Origin of the sequence: Lysobacter enzymogenes, assembly GCF_017355525.1 — a bacterium.
Taxonomy (GTDB): domain Bacteria; phylum Pseudomonadota; class Gammaproteobacteria; order Xanthomonadales; family Xanthomonadaceae; genus Lysobacter; species Lysobacter enzymogenes_C.
Genome location: NZ_CP067395.1, coordinates 347520 through 363096 on the forward strand (window position 1 = coordinate 347520; position 15577 = coordinate 363096).

At 71.1% G+C, this 15577-nt stretch carries 15 protein-coding genes; 6 read left to right on the plus strand and 9 right to left on the minus strand.

The features are described 5' to 3' along the window. Nucleotides 1–727 precede the first annotated feature (727 nt). Nucleotides 728–1810, minus strand: coding sequence for an oxidoreductase (locus tag JHW38_RS01770; protein ID WP_207524329.1), 1083 nt, complete (start codon nucleotides 1808–1810; stop codon nucleotides 728–730). Between the two features lie 184 nt (nucleotides 1811–1994). Between JHW38_RS01770 and JHW38_RS01775 the strand changes: the two genes are divergently transcribed. Continuing rightward, nucleotides 1995–3281, plus strand: coding sequence for an MFS transporter (locus JHW38_RS01775; RefSeq protein WP_343225440.1), 1287 nt, complete (start codon nucleotides 1995–1997; stop codon nucleotides 3279–3281). A gap of 104 nt (nucleotides 3282–3385) precedes the next feature. On the opposite strand, the gene JHW38_RS01780 is transcribed toward JHW38_RS01775, so the two are convergent. Together JHW38_RS01780 and JHW38_RS01785 are read right to left on the minus strand one after the other, a co-directional pair. Next, nucleotides 3386–3907, minus strand: a complete 522-nt coding sequence (locus tag JHW38_RS01780; RefSeq protein WP_428995281.1) for a YgjP-like metallopeptidase domain-containing protein — start codon at nucleotides 3905–3907, stop codon at nucleotides 3386–3388. Nucleotides 3908–4049: 142 nt separating this feature from the next. Further along, nucleotides 4050–5540, minus strand: coding sequence for a phospholipase D family protein (locus JHW38_RS01785; protein WP_207524332.1), 1491 nt, complete (start codon nucleotides 5538–5540; stop codon nucleotides 4050–4052). Between the two features lie 250 nt (nucleotides 5541–5790). Here JHW38_RS01785 and JHW38_RS01790 point away from each other — a divergent pair, with 250 nt between their 5' ends. Beyond that, complete coding sequence (locus JHW38_RS01790; RefSeq protein ID WP_207524333.1) at nucleotides 5791–7008, plus strand: glycosyltransferase; 1218 nt, start codon at nucleotides 5791–5793, stop codon at nucleotides 7006–7008. A 95-nt stretch (nucleotides 7009–7103) separates the two neighbouring features. On the opposite strand, the gene JHW38_RS01795 is transcribed toward JHW38_RS01790, so the two are convergent. Beyond that, nucleotides 7104–8480 carry an MFS transporter gene (locus JHW38_RS01795; RefSeq protein WP_242691136.1) on the minus strand — a complete coding sequence of 459 codons (1377 nt, stop codon included), beginning with the start codon at nucleotides 8478–8480 and terminating at the stop codon, nucleotides 7104–7106. A 209-nt stretch (nucleotides 8481–8689) separates the two neighbouring features. Beyond that, nucleotides 8690–9691 (minus strand): NADP-dependent oxidoreductase, encoded by a 1002-nt coding sequence (locus tag JHW38_RS01800; RefSeq protein ID WP_207524335.1) that lies wholly within the window; start codon nucleotides 9689–9691, stop codon nucleotides 8690–8692. A 121-nt stretch (nucleotides 9692–9812) separates the two neighbouring features. On the opposite strand from JHW38_RS01800, the gene soxR reads away from it, so the two are divergent. The 4 genes from soxR (at nucleotide 9813) to JHW38_RS01820 (ending at nucleotide 13101) form a co-directional block, all read left to right on the plus strand. Then, nucleotides 9813–10301, plus strand: a complete 489-nt coding sequence (gene soxR, locus JHW38_RS01805) for a redox-sensitive transcriptional activator SoxR (protein WP_207524336.1) — start codon at nucleotides 9813–9815, stop codon at nucleotides 10299–10301. A gap of 64 nt (nucleotides 10302–10365) precedes the next feature. After that, the gene (locus JHW38_RS01810; RefSeq protein ID WP_207524337.1) at nucleotides 10366–10875 is read left to right on the plus strand and encodes a DUF1993 domain-containing protein; all 510 of its coding nucleotides are present in this window, start codon (nucleotides 10366–10368) and stop codon (nucleotides 10873–10875) included. Between the two features lie 499 nt (nucleotides 10876–11374). Beyond that, entirely contained in the window at nucleotides 11375–11941 is a 567-nt protein-coding gene (locus JHW38_RS01815; RefSeq protein WP_207524338.1) for an Ig-like domain-containing protein, read from the plus strand. A gap of 866 nt (nucleotides 11942–12807) precedes the next feature. Beyond that, on the plus strand, nucleotides 12808–13101 hold the full coding sequence (locus JHW38_RS01820; protein ID WP_207524339.1) for a DUF6916 family protein: 294 nt from the start codon (nucleotides 12808–12810) through the stop codon (nucleotides 13099–13101). Nucleotides 13102–13206: 105 nt separating this feature from the next. On the opposite strand, the gene JHW38_RS01825 is transcribed toward JHW38_RS01820, so the two are convergent. The 4 genes from JHW38_RS01825 to JHW38_RS01840 all read right to left on the minus strand — a co-directional run bounded on the left by JHW38_RS01825 (nucleotide 13207) and on the right by JHW38_RS01840 (nucleotide 15501). Beyond that, nucleotides 13207–13776 (minus strand): GNAT family N-acetyltransferase, encoded by a 570-nt coding sequence (locus JHW38_RS01825; protein WP_242691138.1) that lies wholly within the window; start codon nucleotides 13774–13776, stop codon nucleotides 13207–13209. Further along, a complete protein-coding gene (locus JHW38_RS01830; protein ID WP_207524340.1) occupies nucleotides 13773–14303 on the minus strand; it encodes a phage tail protein in 531 nt (176 codons plus the stop codon). Before JHW38_RS01830 ends, JHW38_RS01825 begins: the two co-directional genes overlap by 4 nt. 66 nt (nucleotides 14304–14369) lie before the next feature. Further along, nucleotides 14370–14900 (minus strand): phage tail protein, encoded by a 531-nt coding sequence (locus JHW38_RS01835; RefSeq protein ID WP_207524341.1) that lies wholly within the window; start codon nucleotides 14898–14900, stop codon nucleotides 14370–14372. 70 nt (nucleotides 14901–14970) lie between these two features. Continuing rightward, nucleotides 14971–15501 carry a phage tail protein gene (locus tag JHW38_RS01840; protein WP_207524342.1) on the minus strand — a complete coding sequence of 177 codons (531 nt, stop codon included), beginning with the start codon at nucleotides 15499–15501 and terminating at the stop codon, nucleotides 14971–14973. Nucleotides 15502–15577: the final 76 nt, after the last annotated feature.

The following is a 15577-nucleotide window of genomic DNA, read 5'->3' on the forward strand; positions in this document are numbered from 1 at the left end:
GTGACTCCCCTGGACGCGGCGCAGCCGTGGCTTCGCCGCAATTGCTGCATGGCGCGGATCCGGCGCGGGCCGGGCCTGGCGCAATCGAACAACGGCCCGCGCGGGGGCCGGGGTGGAAGGGCGCATCCGATGCGTCGCGGCGCCGCGCCGGGGAGTGGCGGCGCCGCTCGGTTGGAGCGCGCACAGAGTAGAAAAGCGGGTGCCGGCGAAACTTTGATGTTTCGCGCATTAGCCGATGGGCTTAGTTCCGCTTTGCCGATTTGCGATGAGCTAATCGCTGCGTGTGTGCGCGATGAGTGCTTGTTAGTTTCGCTGCGCTTGCAATTCGGGGCGGAAACGTCGTGAGGCTGTGCGCGTGGTCGGTGCGCATGCGTGACGTGCGGCGGGGCGGTTCATGCTCGTGCGGGTTGGGCGCGTGCGGGTTTTTCTGCGTTTGGCATCGGGCTTTCGTATTCGTGCAGTACTTGCGCGTATGCGCTGCGGGTCGTTCATCGCGGCATGAGCGAAGGTGAGCTTCGAAGCGTGCGCGGTGTGCGCCGTCGTTTCGGTGGACGCTGGAGTTTGCGCGGCTTTGCGGTTGCTTCTGCTGTTGTCTTCACCCGTAGCCAACACGCTTGGGCGACATTCGTCGCAGGTGCGTTGGCGCGGTCGCGGCTCGCGCCGCTCCTACAGGGGGCGTTCCGCGGTAGGTTTCGGCTTTGTCCGTTGCGTGCGCTCTACAAACGCCTCACGCCGCCACCCGCTCGCGCTCGAACCCGGCGCGCTCGTCCTCGCTCAACGCCGGCGTCAGCGCACGCCCCTGCACAGCCGAGGCCGCCGCCGCTTCCAGCACCGCCATCAACGCCACCGCCTGCACCGGCGTGACCGGATTGGCGCCGCGTCCGGCCACGGCGTCGCGCACTTGCGCGTAATAACGGCGCTGATCGCCCGCCGGCGTCGGCCAACGCTCGTTGCGCTCGGCGCCGAACCATTGCAGCTCGTCGGGATCTTCGCCCCAACCCGGCGCGCCCGGCGTCAAACCCGCGAGCAACTGCGCCTCCTGCCGGTCCGCCTGCGCCTTGACCAGACTGCCGGCGCTGCCGTGGACCAGGAACCGCGGACTGCCGCCGGCGGCGAGCATGCCGGCGTGCAGGATCGCGCGCCGGCGCGGGTACTCCAGCACCACGTGCGCCCAGTCGGCGACCACCGCGCCTTCGCGTTGGGTCGCCAGGCTCGCGAATACGCGCTCGGGCAGGCCGAACAACTGCAGCGCCTGATCGGCCAGATGCGGGCCCAGGTCCCACCACACGCCGGTGCCGGGCCCGGCCTGCTCGCGCCAGCGCTCGCGCACCTGCGGGCGGAAGCGGTCGATATGCGATTCGAAATGCGCGACCTCGCCGAGCCGGCCCGATTCGATCGCCTGCCTGACCCCGAGGTAGTCGCTGTCCCAGCGCCGGTTCTGGAACACCGACAGCACGCGGCCGTGGCGCTGCGCCAGCGCGGCCAGTTCGCGCGCTTCGGCCAGGTCCAGGGTGAAGGGCTTGTCGACCACCACATGCTTGCCGGCCGCCAGCGCGGCGCGCGCGAGCGGGGCGTGGCTGTGGTTCGGCGTGGCGATCACGACCAGATCGGCGCGCGCGTCGGTGGCGGCCTGCAGCGGGTCGGCGACGACCGCGGCGCGCGGGAAATCCACGGCGACCTTGGCCGCATCGCTGGAGCCGATCAGGTTCAGCGCCAAGCCGGGGGTCGCTGCGATCAGCGGCGCGTGGAAGGTCTTGCCGGCGAAGCCGTAGCCGATCAGGGCGACGCGGAGAGGGGCGGTTTCGCTCATGGGCGCGCGAGGGTGCGAACGGGGGGAGCGACCACCTTGCCGGATCGCGCCGCGCGCGGCCAGCGACGGCGGCGCGGTTTGCGCAAGCGGGTTGCCGGAAGCGTGAAGGCCGCGCCGCCGCGGACCTTTGCCCAACCGCCCCGGGATCGGGTATCTATGCACCACCTCCCCCCAAAACTCGGACATGCCGATGAGCGCAGCCGCCCAGGCCCCGGCCAATTCGCCCTCGCGGGTCCTGTTCGCGAGCCTGATCGGCACCACCATCGAGTTCTTCGACTTCTACATCTACGCCACCGCCGCGGTGCTGGTGTTCCCCAAGCTGTTCTTCCCCTCGGCCGATCCCAACACCGCCACCTTGCAGTCGCTGGCGGCGTTCGCGCTGGCGTTCTTCGCCCGCCCGATCGGCGCGGCGGTGTTCGGCCACTTCGGCGACCGCATCGGGCGCAAGGCCACGCTGGTCGCGGCGCTGCTGACGATGGGCCTGTCGACGGTGACCATCGGCCTGCTGCCGACCTACGCCAGCATCGGCATCGCCGCGCCGATCGCGCTGGCGCTGTGCCGCTTCGGCCAGGGCCTGGGCCTGGGCGGCGAATGGGGCGGGGCGGTGCTGCTGGCGACCGAGAACGCGCCGCCCGGCAAGCGCGCGTGGTACGGCATGTTCCCGCAACTCGGCGCGCCGATCGGCTTCTTCCTGTCGACCGGCATCTTCCTGGTGCTGACCGACCTGATGGGCGACGACGCGTTCTTCGCCTGGGGCTGGCGCATCCCGTTCCTGGCCAGCGCGGCGCTGGTGTTCGTCGGCCTGTGGGTGCGGCTGCGGATCAGCGAAACGCCGGCGTTCCGCAAGGCGATGGATCACCACGAGCGGGTCAAGGTGCCGATGCTGGGTGTGCTGCTGAAGCATCCCGGCGCGTTGATCGCCGGCACCTTCGCCGCGCTGGCGACGTTCGTGCTGTTCTATCTGATGACGGTGTTCGCGCTGAGCTGGGGCACCGCGCACCTGGGCTACACCCGCCACCAGTTCCTGCTGCTGCAGCTGGGCAGCGTGCTGTGCTTCGCCGCGACCATTCCGCTGTCGGCGATCTTCGCCGACCGCAAGGGGCGGCGCCTGGCGATGATCGTCTCGACCCTGGCGGTGATGCTGTTCGGGGTGCTGTTCGAGCAGTTGTTCGTCGCCGGCAGCCCGTGGGGCGTGTTCGCGTTCCTGAGCCTGGGGCTCGGGGTGATGGGTCTGACCTACGGGCCGTTGGGCACGATCCTGTCGGAGATGTTCCCGACCGCGGTGCGCTACACCGGCGCCTCGCTGGCGTTCAATTTCGCCGGCATCCTCGGTGCCTCGCTGGCGCCGTCGATCGCGACCTTCCTGGCGCAGAGTTACGGGCTGGCCTATGTGGGTTACTACCTCGCCGCGGCCGGGGCGCTGACGCTGATCGCGTTGTTGATGGTGCGCGAGGACGAACGCCACGAGTGAGCGGGGCTTTCCTGTAGGAGCGGCGCGAGCCGCGACTGCGACAACGCAACTACGCCGTAACTTTCATCGTGATTGCGTTGTCGCGGTCGCGGCTCGCGCCGCTCCTACAGAGGCTTCGCGGTTTCCTGCGCGGTCAGATACAGCCGCAGATCGAATTCGAGCTGGTGGTAGTCCGGGCTCATGTGCGCGCACAGCTGGTAGAAACCCTTGTCGTGGTCGCGATGCTTGAGGTGGGCCAGCTCGTGCACCGCGATCATTTCCAGGAACGGCGCCGGCGCGTCGCGGAACAGCGTGGCGATGCGGATCTCGCGCGCGGCCTTGAGCCGGCCGCCGTGCACGCGCGAGATCGCGGTGTGGGTGCCCAGGGCCTGGCTCACCACGTGCAGCTTGTTGTCGTAGACGACTTTGTTGAGCGGCTCGGCCTTGCGCATGTAGCGGTCCTTGATCGCCACCACGTATTCGAACAGGGCCTTGTCGTCGCGCACGCTGTGGCCGCCGTGGTCGTAGCGCTTGCGCAGGACCTCGCCGAGCTTGCCGGCGTCGATCAGCGCCTGCACTTGGGTCAGGACGTGCGGCGGGTAACCGCGCAGGTAGCGGAGCGGATCCATGCGCGCACGATACGGCATGGCGCGCGCGGGGGCGAGGCGGAGTTTCGTCGTGGGTGGTTCGGCGCGGTCGCGGCTCGCGCCGCTCCTACATGGGCTTCCTGTAGGAGCGGCGCGAGCCGCGACCGCGAAGCTTCCGTTCGCGCCGCAACGATCCGAACCGTCAGAAACTCGACAGCCCGGACGCTTCGGCGATGCGGTACCAGACCTTGCGCAGCGCCGAATCGTCGGCGTATCTAGCGTAATCGGCGCTTATCGTGCGCCCGCCCGCATTGCTCCAGCTCTGCTCGAAATACGCCCGCGCCTGCTGCGCCACCGGCGCGTCGTCGAGCGCGACCACGCGCGCGCTCGATTCCAGGTTGTAGTCGTCGAGGTTGCGCCGGGTGTAGTTGGCCGAGCCGGCGATCAGCTCGATCTTGCCGTCGCTGCCCGTGCGCAGCAGCAGCTTGGCGTGGCATTGCTCGCCGTGGGTGTCGCACCAGCGCAGCGGCACGCCGGCGGCGACCAGCTCGGCGGCGACCTGGCGGTTCGGCACGCCGTTCTTCTTGCGCCCGAACGCGTCCTCGTTCGGGTCCAGCAGCACGCGCACGCCGACCCCGCGCTTGTGCGCGGCCGCGACCGCGTCGACCAGGCGCCGGTGCGAGAAGTAGAACACCGCGATGTCGAGGCGATCGCCGCCGCGGGCGCCGTCGACTGCGGCGAGCAGGGCGTCGCGGATCCTGGCTTCGGTCAGCACCTGCACGCGCGGCGCGCTGGTGGTGTCGACGATGCTCTCGCGCGGAACCGTCGTCGGCAGCGCGCGCGGCCAGGCCGCGCCGGAGAACGCCGCGACCGCGCGCTCGCTGGCCAGCAGATCGAGCGCAGCGGCGCCGCTGAAGCGCACGGCGACGTTGCCGTGCAGGCTGCTGGCGTCGTGCGGGTTGGCCGAGGCGACCAGCGCGGTCCAGTCCTCGCCCTGGTCGACGACCAGGGTCTTGCGGTGGTTCGCGTTGAGATTCAGCAGCGCCAGCCAGCTGCGCAGCCCGACCTGGCCCGGGCCGAGCGGATTCGGCAGCCAGCCGCCGTCGCTGTCGTTGCCGGCCCAGCGGCAGCACAGCTGCCACAGGCCCGACCACGCCGGGTTCGGCGTGCGCAGGCGGGCGAGGTCGGTGATCACGACCTCGATGCCGGCCGCGCGCAATTGCTCCAGATGCGGCGAAGCGCGGCCGCCGTAGACGGTGTTGATCGGGTCGGTGATGAGCACCACGGTCAACGCCGGCCGCGCGCGCTTGCGCGCGATCAGCGCGTCGGTGAGTTCCTGGCTGAGCTTGCGGTAACGCGTTTCGCCGGGCTGTTCGCTGCCGAAATCGTTGAACAGGAACTGGTCGGCGACGATGGCGCGGTCGGCCTGGCCGATCAGGCGCAGGGTTTCGTCGAACACGTGCTGGTCGCTGTGGCGCGCGCCCTGCGGGTCGGTCCAGGTGATGTCGGTCAGCAGGGCGACGTCGCGCGCGCTGCGCAGCGGGCCGGCGAGGCTGGTGCCGGCGGGCAGCGGTTTGTAGACGTGGTAGACGGCGCTGGCGATCCAGGCCAGCAGGATCAGCGCGAGGATGCGGCGCAGCCGGCGCGGGCGGCGGGGCGGGGTGTCGGGGGCGGTATCGGAGGCGGTGGGCATCGGTGTTGCGGTCTAGACGGTGAGTCATGGTGGGAAGGTGGGGCGGGTTACGCAACCACGGCGGTTTGCCCGGTGTGGCGGCCCTCACCCCCAGCCCCTCCCCGGCCCGAGCGCAGGGCGCTCGGGCGTTCGGTGCTGCGCGAGCCGATGGCTCGCAAGCGCAGCCCCTCACCCCGCTTGCGGGAGAGGGGTTGGGGTGAGGGCCGTCCAGGACACAAATCGGTCATCCACCCCCTCTAGGCTGGGCAGGATGAACATCCTGATGCTCTCGGACGTCTACTTCCCGCGGGTCAACGGCGTGTCGACCTCGATCCGCACCTTCGCCCAGTCGCTGGCGCGGATGGGCCACGCCGTCACCCTGGTCGCGCCGGACTACGGCCCCGGCAGCGGCCAGGAACTGCACGACAGCGACGAGTTCGAGATCCTGCGCCTGCCGGCCCGGGTCATCTTCTTCGACCCCGAGGACCGCCTGATCCGCGCGCCCGAGGCGCGCCGGCTGCTGCCGCAACTGGCGCAGCGGCACTGGGACGTGATCCACATCCACACCCCGTTCCGCGCCCACAGCCTCGGCGTGAGCCTGGCCGAACAGACCGGCCGGCCGACGGTGGAGACGTACCACACCTATTTCGAGGAATACATCGGCCACTACCTGCCGTGGGCGCCGGTGGCGCTGCTGCGGCTGGTGGCGCGGCGGCTGTCGCGCACGCTCTGCCACGGCGTCGACCACCTCATCGTGCCGACCGCGCAGATGACCGAAGTGCTCGATCGCTACGGCATCACCACGCCGTCGACGGTGCTGCCGACCGGCATCGACCTCAGCGAATTCGCCCACGGCGACGGCGCGCGCTTCCGCGCCGAACACGGCATCGAGGCGAACCGGCCGACGCTGGTGACGGTGAGCCGTCTGGCGGTGGAGAAGAACATCGCGTTCCTGTTGCAGGTGACGCGCCGGTTGATCGCCGATTTCCCCGATCTGATGTTCATCATCGCCGGCGAGGGGCCGGACGCGGAGCGGCTCAAGCGGCTGTCGAAGGAGTACGGACTGGAGCGCAACGTGCGCTTCTTCGGCAATCTCGACCGGCGCACGACCTTGCTCGACGCCTACCGCGCCGGCGACGCCTTCGTGTTCGCCTCGCCGACCGAGACCCAGGGCCTGGTGCTGATCGAGGCGATGGCGCTGGGCGTGCCGATCGTCTCGACCGCGGTCATGGGCACCGCCACGGTCCTGCGCGACGCGCGCAGCGCGGTGGTCAGCGAGGAGAACGTCGAGGCCTTCGCCGCGCACGTGGCCGGCGTGCTGCGCTCGCCGGAGCTGCGCGCGCAGTTGTCCGCGGCCGGCCCGATCGACGCGCGCGGCTGGAGCACGCAAGGGCTGATGGAACAGGTGGTGGCGCTGTACCAGCGGCTGGCGCAGGCGGCGCCGCGCAAACTCGAAGCGACGCGGACGCAGGCGCAGACTGCGCGCTGAGCGCATCGCAGGCCTTTAGGTCCGACGCTCCGCGATCCGATCGCCGCGGTCCAGAATTAAAGCCTCGGACCCGAAGGCCCGCCCACACAGAACGTTCAAACCGCGGCCGCCGGCGCGACCCGCACCCGCGCCGCCAGCGCGAGCCCCAGCAAGGCCAGCGCGAACGCGATCGCGAACCCGCACACATAAGCCAGCGTGTGCGAACGCGTCAGCAGCGCCGCGAACAGCGAGCCGCCGAGCGCCAGCGCGGTCGCGGTGTAGATAGCATCGCCGAGGTGCAAGGCCGAAGAATTGCGGCCCTGTTCCTGCGGCGGCGACAGCTCCAGCATCAGCACCGACAGGGTCGGGTAGATCAGGCCCATGCCCAGTCCCGACACGATCCAGCCGGCGATGCCGAGCGCGATCGGCGCGTGCGCCAAGGCCAGCGCCGCGACCGCGGCCACGCCGAGCGCGATCATCGCCATGCCGGCCTGCAGATAACGCCACGGCCGGCGCGCATGCGCGCTGCGGCCGCGCAGCCACGAGCCGGTCGACCAGCCGATCGCGCCGAGGGTCACCACCGCGCCGGCCCAGGTCGGCGACAGCCCGCGTTCGGACGACAGCAGCAGCGGGATATACGCCTCGGTGAGGAAATACGCGCCGGCGGCGATGCCGCGCAGCGAGACCACGGCCGGCAGGCCGCGCGCCGCGCGCAGGGCGCCGGGCGGCAGCAGCCGCGATGCGGCCAGGACCAAGGCCGCGGCGGCCGGCAGCAGCCACGCCAGCGCGACCGCGCCGCGCTGCTGGCCGCCGTAGTGCAGCGCCAGCAGGCTGGCGGTGGCCAGCAGCGCCCACGGCAGGCGCAGCGCGTCGCCGGGGCGCCGCGGTTCGGCCGTCGCCACCGGGCCCAGACCGCGCAGCGCCGGCAACACCCAGCACGCGGCCAGCGCCGCGACCGCCGGCACCGCCAGAAACACCCAGCGCCAGCCGGCGTGTTCGACGATGGCGCCGCCGATCGCCGGGCCGATCACCGCCGGCAGCACCCAGGCGGCTGCGAACGCGGCGAAGATCTTGACCCGCAGCGCCGGCGGATAGACCCGCCCGACCACTACGTACAGCGCGACCGAGATCAGCCCGCCGCCGAAGCCCTGGATCACCCGGCCGGCGACCAGCCAAGCCATCGACGGCGCCAGCCCGGCCACGACCAGGCCGACCGCGAACCAGGCGATGCCGTGGCGCAGCGGCGCGGCCGGTCCGCGCGCATCGGCCCAACGCCCGGCGGCGACCATGCCGACCACGCTGGCGGCGAGGGTGCCGGCGAACGCCAGCGCGTACAGCGCGAGGCCGTCGAGCGCGCGCGCCACGGTCGGCATCGCCGTGGTCACCGCCAGCGCTTCGAAAGCGACCAGGGAGACCAGTGCGACCGCGCCGGCGGTGAGGCCGCGGTAGCGCGGCGCGAACAGGCGGTCGTCGGCTGCGGCACCGCCTCGCACGGACGCTCCCACCCCGGCCGGTCCGCTCCGCAGCGCCAGCATAGGTTCGTCGGGGACCGGGGTGGAAACGTCCGCGCCAGGCGGCGCGGCGGCGATGCGGTCGGGAGAGCCTTCGGCGCCGCAGCCCTGCGACCCGATCACCTGGCCCATCGGCTCCGAAGGCTCTCCCGACCGCACCCGCGCGCCGGACGCGTCGCCGCTGCGCTCGCTCATGCGCTCAGCCTCAGCAGCGACAGCGGCATGGCCTCGTACACCATCAGCACGACCTTGCCGCGCGCCGGGCCGCGTTCGACCGCGCGGTGCGCTTCGGCGGCGCGGGTCAGCGGGAACATTTCGCGCACCGGCACCATCAGGCCGTGGCGCTGGTGCATCGCCAGCAGTTCGGCCAGGCGTTCGCGGCTGCGCTGGCTGCGCAGTTCGGCCAGGCCATAGCGGCGCGACAGGCTCAGCGCGCGCTGCGGCGCGGCCAATCGCAGCCATGGCGCGAAATCCTCGCGGCCGCAGGCGTCGAACAGCGCGTCGATGCCGTCCGGCGCCAGCGCGCGCGCCTGTTCGACGCCGGCGGCGCCGGCATCGACCGGCTGCGCGCCGAGCGTGCGCAGGTAATCGTGATCGGCCGCGGCGGCGCTGCCGATCACCCGCGCGCCCCACGCCACCGCCAGTTGCACCGCCACGCAGCCCAGCGCGCCGGCGGCGCCGTGGACCAGCACGGTCTGGCCGGCGGCGAGGCCGAGCTGGCGCAGCGCGGCGTGCGCGGTCTGGCCGGTCGAGGGCAGGGCGCCGGCGACCGCCCAGGTCATGGTGTGCGGCTTGCGCACGGCCTGTTCGGCCGGCACGGTCAGCGCTTCGGCGTAGCTCATCGCCGCGGCCCAGCCCATCACTTCGTCGCCGACCGCGAACTCGTCGACGCCGGCGCCGACCTGGTCGACCACGCCGGCGAACTCATTGCCGAGCCGGCGCGGAAAGCGCGCGCGGGCGCCGCCGTCGCGGGCGCCCAGGCCGCTGCGCACGGCGATGTCGCTGGGCCGCACGCCGGCCGCGCGCACCCGCACGCGGATCTCGCCGGGCCCGGCCTGCGGCATCGGCAGATCGATCGCGCGCAGCACTTCGGCTGCGCCGTAACGGTCGAACACCACGGCTTTGACGCGGGAGCTCGCGTCCGCGGCGGAGGAGGATTCGTTCGCGGTCGTGCGGTTGCGCTGCGAGGCCATGAACTTGACGCCTTGAGGAGACCGGGCGCAGCATAGAACCTTGACTTAAGTTGAGGTCAAGGGGTTGCGCGCGATCCGTGCGCGGTTTTTTGCCGCAGCCCCGGCCCGGAGCGAAGCGAGCATGAGCGTGGCGAGCGAACTGAGCGTGGGACAGGTGGCCGAGCGTTCCGGCGTGGCGGTGTCGGCGCTGCATTTCTACGAGGCCAAGGGCCTGATCCACAGCGTACGCACCGCCGGCAACCAGCGCCGCTACAGCCGCGACACCTTGCGCCGCATCGCGGTGATCCGTGTCGCCCAGCGCGTCGGCATGCCGCTGGCGACGATCCGCGAAGCGCTCGACACCTTGCCCGATTCGCGCGTGCCGACGCGCGCGGACTGGAGCCGGCTGTCGGCGGCGTGGAGGGACGAATTGGAGCAGCGCATCGCCCACTTGAGCTTGATGCGCGACACCCTGGACCAATGCATCGGCTGCGGCTGCCTGTCGCTGGACCGCTGCCGGCTGGCCAATCCGGAGGACGCGCTCGGCGATCAGGGCGCGGGCGCGCAGCGCTGGGCGACGGCGTTGCAGGAGAGCCGCGGGCGGCGCGGCGCGAAGCGCTCGCGCGAGTGAGGTTCGTGCCCGTTCGCCGCGCAACCCGTACCATAGGCGCCCTCCCTCCCAACCCGGTTCCGCCATGACCGTTTCGATGTACTCCACCAGCGTCCCGGTGCTGCAACAGCTGCTCGGCAGCCTGTCGGCGATCCTCGCCCGCACCCAGGCCCACGCGGCCGAACGCAAGATCGACGCCGACGCCTACCTGCAGGCGCGGCTGTTCCCCGACATGTTCCCGCTGCTGCGCCAGGTGCAGATCGCCTGCGACTTCGCCAAGGGCATCGGCGCGCGCCTGGCCGACGTGGCGGTGCCGGTCTACGACGACAGCGAGCGCAGCTTCGACGAATTGCAGGCACTGATCGCCAAGACCCGCGCCTTCCTCGAAAGCCTGGAACCGGCGCTGTTCGAAGGCGCCGAAGACCGCGAGATCGTGCTGCGCCCGGGCACGCCGAAGGAGCGCCGCTTCAACGGCCGCGACTATCTCGTCCACTACGGCCTGCCGCAGTTCTTCTTCCACGCCAGCACGACCTACGCGATCCTGCGCAGCAACGGCGTGGAGATCGGCAAGCGCGATTTCATGGGCCAGTACTGAGCCGCCGGATCCGCTTGCGGCACGTTCGAAAAAGCCCGCTTCGGCGGGCTTTTTCTTTGCCTGCGATCCGGCGCGCGACGGACCCGCGCGAGGGCCCTCGGCCCGGCGCTTTCGCAGCCTTCAGCCCCGATGCCCGCGCTGCGGGAGGGGCTTCAGGCCCGCCGCTTTCGTCTGCGCTCGCCGCGCATCCGCGCGGCCGCGCTGCAACGGATCTCTCGCCCGATCCAGCGCTCGCGCACACGCCGGCCGCCGTCGAATCCGCATCGCTGCGCAAGCCGAAAAAACTCGACGAAACGACGATTTTTTCGACCGCGTTCGCGTCGGGTCTCGGCCCCTGCGACGCCCTCTTGCGATCATGTTCTCCCGTTGGCGACAGGCGCTCGCGAACGGCTCCGGAACCCGCCAGGACCGCCCGCATCCGCGTTCGAAAACGCGAGCCGCGCAAGGACGCGCGGTCCGGAATCCATCTTCGCGCCCCATCCAACCAGAAGGAATTGGCATGCCGTACAAGAGTATCCAGGGGCCCCTCGCGTTGAGCCTTGCGCTGATCGCGCTGGGAGCGGGCGCGATCGGTGCCCCGCAATCGAACGACGGGCTGATCGGTCTGTCCCTCAGCCAGGTTGTCTCGGCCGCGTCGCAGCAGGCGCGAACCGACGCGGACGACCGCGACGCCGACCGCGCGCGTTTCCAGCGCGCGCTGGCGCTGCGCGAACGCGATCCGGCCTTGGCGCCGATCGCGCGCGAACTGGCGCGGCTGCGCCGTTTCGAACCGCTGCGCGCGGGCGACGTGGTGACCCACAGCGTCGACGGCCGCGATTCGACCATCGTGTTGCGCGGCGAAGTCGGCAACGGCGCGCCGCTGCGCTACAGCCTGGCCCAGGCGCCGCGCCACGGCCGGGTCACGATCGAACGCGACCGCGCGACCTACCGGCCCGATCCGGGTTTCGCCGGCGTCGACACCTACACCTATCGGGTGCAGGCAGGCGGCGAAAGCGCCGAGGCGGTGGTCGCGGTGACCGCGATCCGCGCGCGCGCGCTGCCGGCGACGGCTGCGGCGGCCTTGTAAGCGCCGCGCGCAGGTTCAGGGGTTTTCGGCGCCGCCGTGCAATGCGGCGGCGCCAGCGGGTACCCCGCGGGTGCGGGGTAGGGGACGGCTCCCGGCGCAAGGCGCGCGAGCCGCTGCCGCCGTCGCGGCGCGCCTTGCGCGCTGGCGCGGACGCTCCGCCGGCCGTCTCGTCGTGGTGACGGCCGGGCCGGGCGCGTGCGCAGTCGTCGCCGGGCGCGGCGACGGCGGCAGTCCCTGGTATCGGCCGGCCGCGGCGTGCGCAGACGCATCGATCTGCGCCGTCGCGGCCGGCGCGAGCCGAATCGAGCCGAATCGAGCCGAATCGAGCCGAATCGAGCCGAATCGAGCAGGCGCGCGGCGACGCGCGCGCGGCGAACGCGATGCCGGCGCCGAACCCGCGGCGTCGCGCACACAAGAATCCTCGTCAGTGAGGAAGCAGGGCGGGCAGGGACGCCCGCGTCATCGTCGGCTCCGGCCGCCGCGCCGCACTGGGCGCGGCGTGGCGGCCGGGGCCGGGCGATGGATCGCGCGGCGCGCCGTGGCGTAGCGCCCGCGCTGTCGCGCTGCGGCCGCTTGCGCCGCGATGTTTCCGCCCGGCGCTCGAACTCGATGGCCGGGCGCGATGCGAGAGCTCGATCGCGCGGCCCGCGCTTCGGCGCCGATGTTCGGCCCCGACTTGACGGCCGACGTTTCGGCTCCGTCCTCCGCGCTCGCTGTCGCAGTTTCGAATCCGGCAAACGCCGGCAAATGTCGGCGAATCCGCAACGCCGCCGGTCGGCCGAAGCGAGCGCCCTCGCATCCGGGGCTTGCATCCGCGCGCCGTCGCGGAGAGGATGCGGCCTCGGCTTTCGGGGAGGCCCGCATCGATGGATTTGCTGACGCTCGACCATTTCGCTCCGCACGTGAACGAAACCTACGCCGCCCAGATCAACGACGGCGAAGTGCCGTTCGTGCTGGTCGAAGCGCGCGCGCTGGGCACCAGCCCGCAGCCGATGGCGGCGCGCGCGCCGTTCTCGCTGCTGTTCCGCAACGGCTCCTCGTTCCTGTTTCCGCAGCAGATCTATCTGATGCGCCACGCCTCGATCGGCGAGGTCGGCATCTTCCTGGTCCCGGTCGCGCGCGAGCGCGAGGGCTTCCTGTACCAGGCCGTGTTCAACTGAAGCCGGCGCGGCGGCCGTGCGCCGCCTTCGCGCCGCCGCGCAGCGCGCAGCCTGTGTCATCGGCCTGCGCTGGCGCGCTGCATCCCGCCGCGTCGCGGCGGGAATTCAACGCAAATCCGCTTCCCAGCGCATCAACGCGTGCGTCGGCAGGGTTTCGGCCACGGCGAATCCCAGCCGCTCGTACAGACGGCGCGCGCCGTGGTTGCCGTGCTCCACGTGCAGGCGCATGCCGCGTCCGCGCGCGTGGGCCTCGTCCTGGGCCCAGCGGATCAGCGCGCCGCCGAGGCCGTCGCCGCGCATCGCCGCGTCCAGGGTGATGTCGATCAACAGGTGCTCGGGCGCGTTGCGCTGCAGGTAGATGCGGCCGGCCGGGACGCCGTCGCGTTCCACCACCAGGAAATCGGCGCGTTCGTAATGGCGCACGTAGTGCAGGTGCTGCATCGCGAACTGCTGGTCGAGGAACGCCGCCAGCGCTTGCGGCGGCCAGCCCATCGGCGCGAACTCGTGCGCGCGCAGTTGCCGGTACAGCGCGCGCAGCCAGCCGATGTCGGCGTCGACCGCGTGGCGCAAACCGATCCCGCGCCCCTCCAGGAGCGCGGGAAGGTCCAGGTGGCCGGCGCGCGGCGGCGGGAACGCCAGCGCGGGCGGCTGCGGAATCGCGGCGTGCATGTTCATCCGAACGCCGGGAACACGCCTTGCAACGCGATGCAGAAGTTCATCGCCAGATAGGGCTGGCGGTTCTCGTGCGGCTGGCCGCCGCCCATCGGTTGCAGCACGGTCGGGGCCAACGGCGCGTTGGCGGCGTTGGAGGCCACGAACGCGTTCATGCTCGGCGAGCCCAGCGAATTGTTGTTGGACGGCGAGGCCGCCTTCTTGGTGTCGGTGGGCTGGTTGTAGACGTTCAACGAATGCGAGTGCGCCGGCATCTGGTTGAGGTTCAGCGTGACCGAATTGACGCCGAACGGCTCGCCGGCGCTGTGCGGCGTCAGCCCGGGCCCGTTGCCCTGGTTGGTGGCGGCGCGGTTGACGAAGTTCGGCAACTGGAAAGTGGTCTGGCCGTTGCCGCCGTACTGGGTGCCGAGCAGCGAGAACAGCGCGGTGTTCTGCTGGATCGCCATCGTGGCGCCGTTGCACGCGGCCCAGCCGCGCGGCGCGAAGTTGAAGCCGAATACCTGGATTTGGGCGATGAAAGGTTCGGTCATGGGTAGATCCTCGATCTGCGGCCCGTCGCAGCGTTGTCGCCGGCGCGGGCCAGGGAATGCGGAAAGTCAGCCCTGCGACGGGTAGATGCCGTAGGCGGCGATGCAGTACTGCACGGTCAGGGTCGGCATCTGGTTCTCGTGCGCCTGATTGCCGCCGACCGTGCTGACCGACAAGGGGCTGCAGGCGAAGGCCGTCGCGCCGGTGGTGTCGGTGACGTACAGCACGTCGCCGTTGAGCGCGCCCATCTCCAGCGTCGCCGCCGGGGTTTTCTGGCTGGCGGTCAGCGTGGTCGCGACCATGGTGTGAGTGTGCTGCGGCATCTGCTGGCCGATCAGGGTGACGCTTTCGCTGCCGGCGCGCTGGCCGATGACGTAGGTGCTCAGGCCCAGGCCGGTGCCCTGGTGGATCGGCACGCGGCCTTGCAGGTCGGGCATGGCGAAGGTGCTGATGCCGTCGCCGCCGTAGATGGTGCCGATCAGGTTGAACAGCGCGTCGTTTTCGGCGATGGAGACCAGTTGCCCTTTGCAGGCGTACCAGCCGGTAGGGACGCGGTTGAACCCGAACAGGCGGATCTCGCCCAGGTATGGCTCGCTCATGAGAGTTGCTCCAGGAATGTCGTAAAGCGGATAGGAGTGGCCGCGGCGCGGCCGCAGGCTCGTTCGCGAGTCAGTTGCGCGAGGGATAGATGCCGCTCAGGGCGATGCAGAAGTTGATCGCCAGGTAAGGCTGCACGTTGGTGTGGGCCTGGGTGCTGCCGGCGGTGCCGATGGTGGCCGGGCTGAGCACGACCTGGGCCCCGCCGGTGGTGGAGTACATCTCTTTGTCGGTGGTGCCGAACAGCAGCCCGGTCGGATTGCGGCTGGTGGCCGCACCGGAATTGCAGCCCAGGGTGTGGTTGTGGTTCGGCATCTGGGTGACCAGCAGGGTCACGTTCTCGACGCCGCCGATCTCGCCCTGGGTGTAGGGCGTGGGGTTCCAGCCCGGGTCGGTCGAGTTGCCGGCCCCCACCGGCGTGCGGCTGCGCAGGTCGGGCAGCACGAAATTGGTGGTGCCGTTGCCGCCGTACATGGTGCCCAGCAACGAGAACAGCGCCTGGTTCTGCGCGATCGGCAGGGTCTGGCCATTGCACATGGCGAAATACTTCGGCGCGAAATTGAAGCCGAAGGTGTTGATCTGCCCCAAGAATACTTCTGTCATCTCTTCCCCCAGAGTGTTTTCCGGGCGCCGTGCGCGCCCGGGACTGCGTTCCCGAAGCCTCGGCCGCACGCCCCGT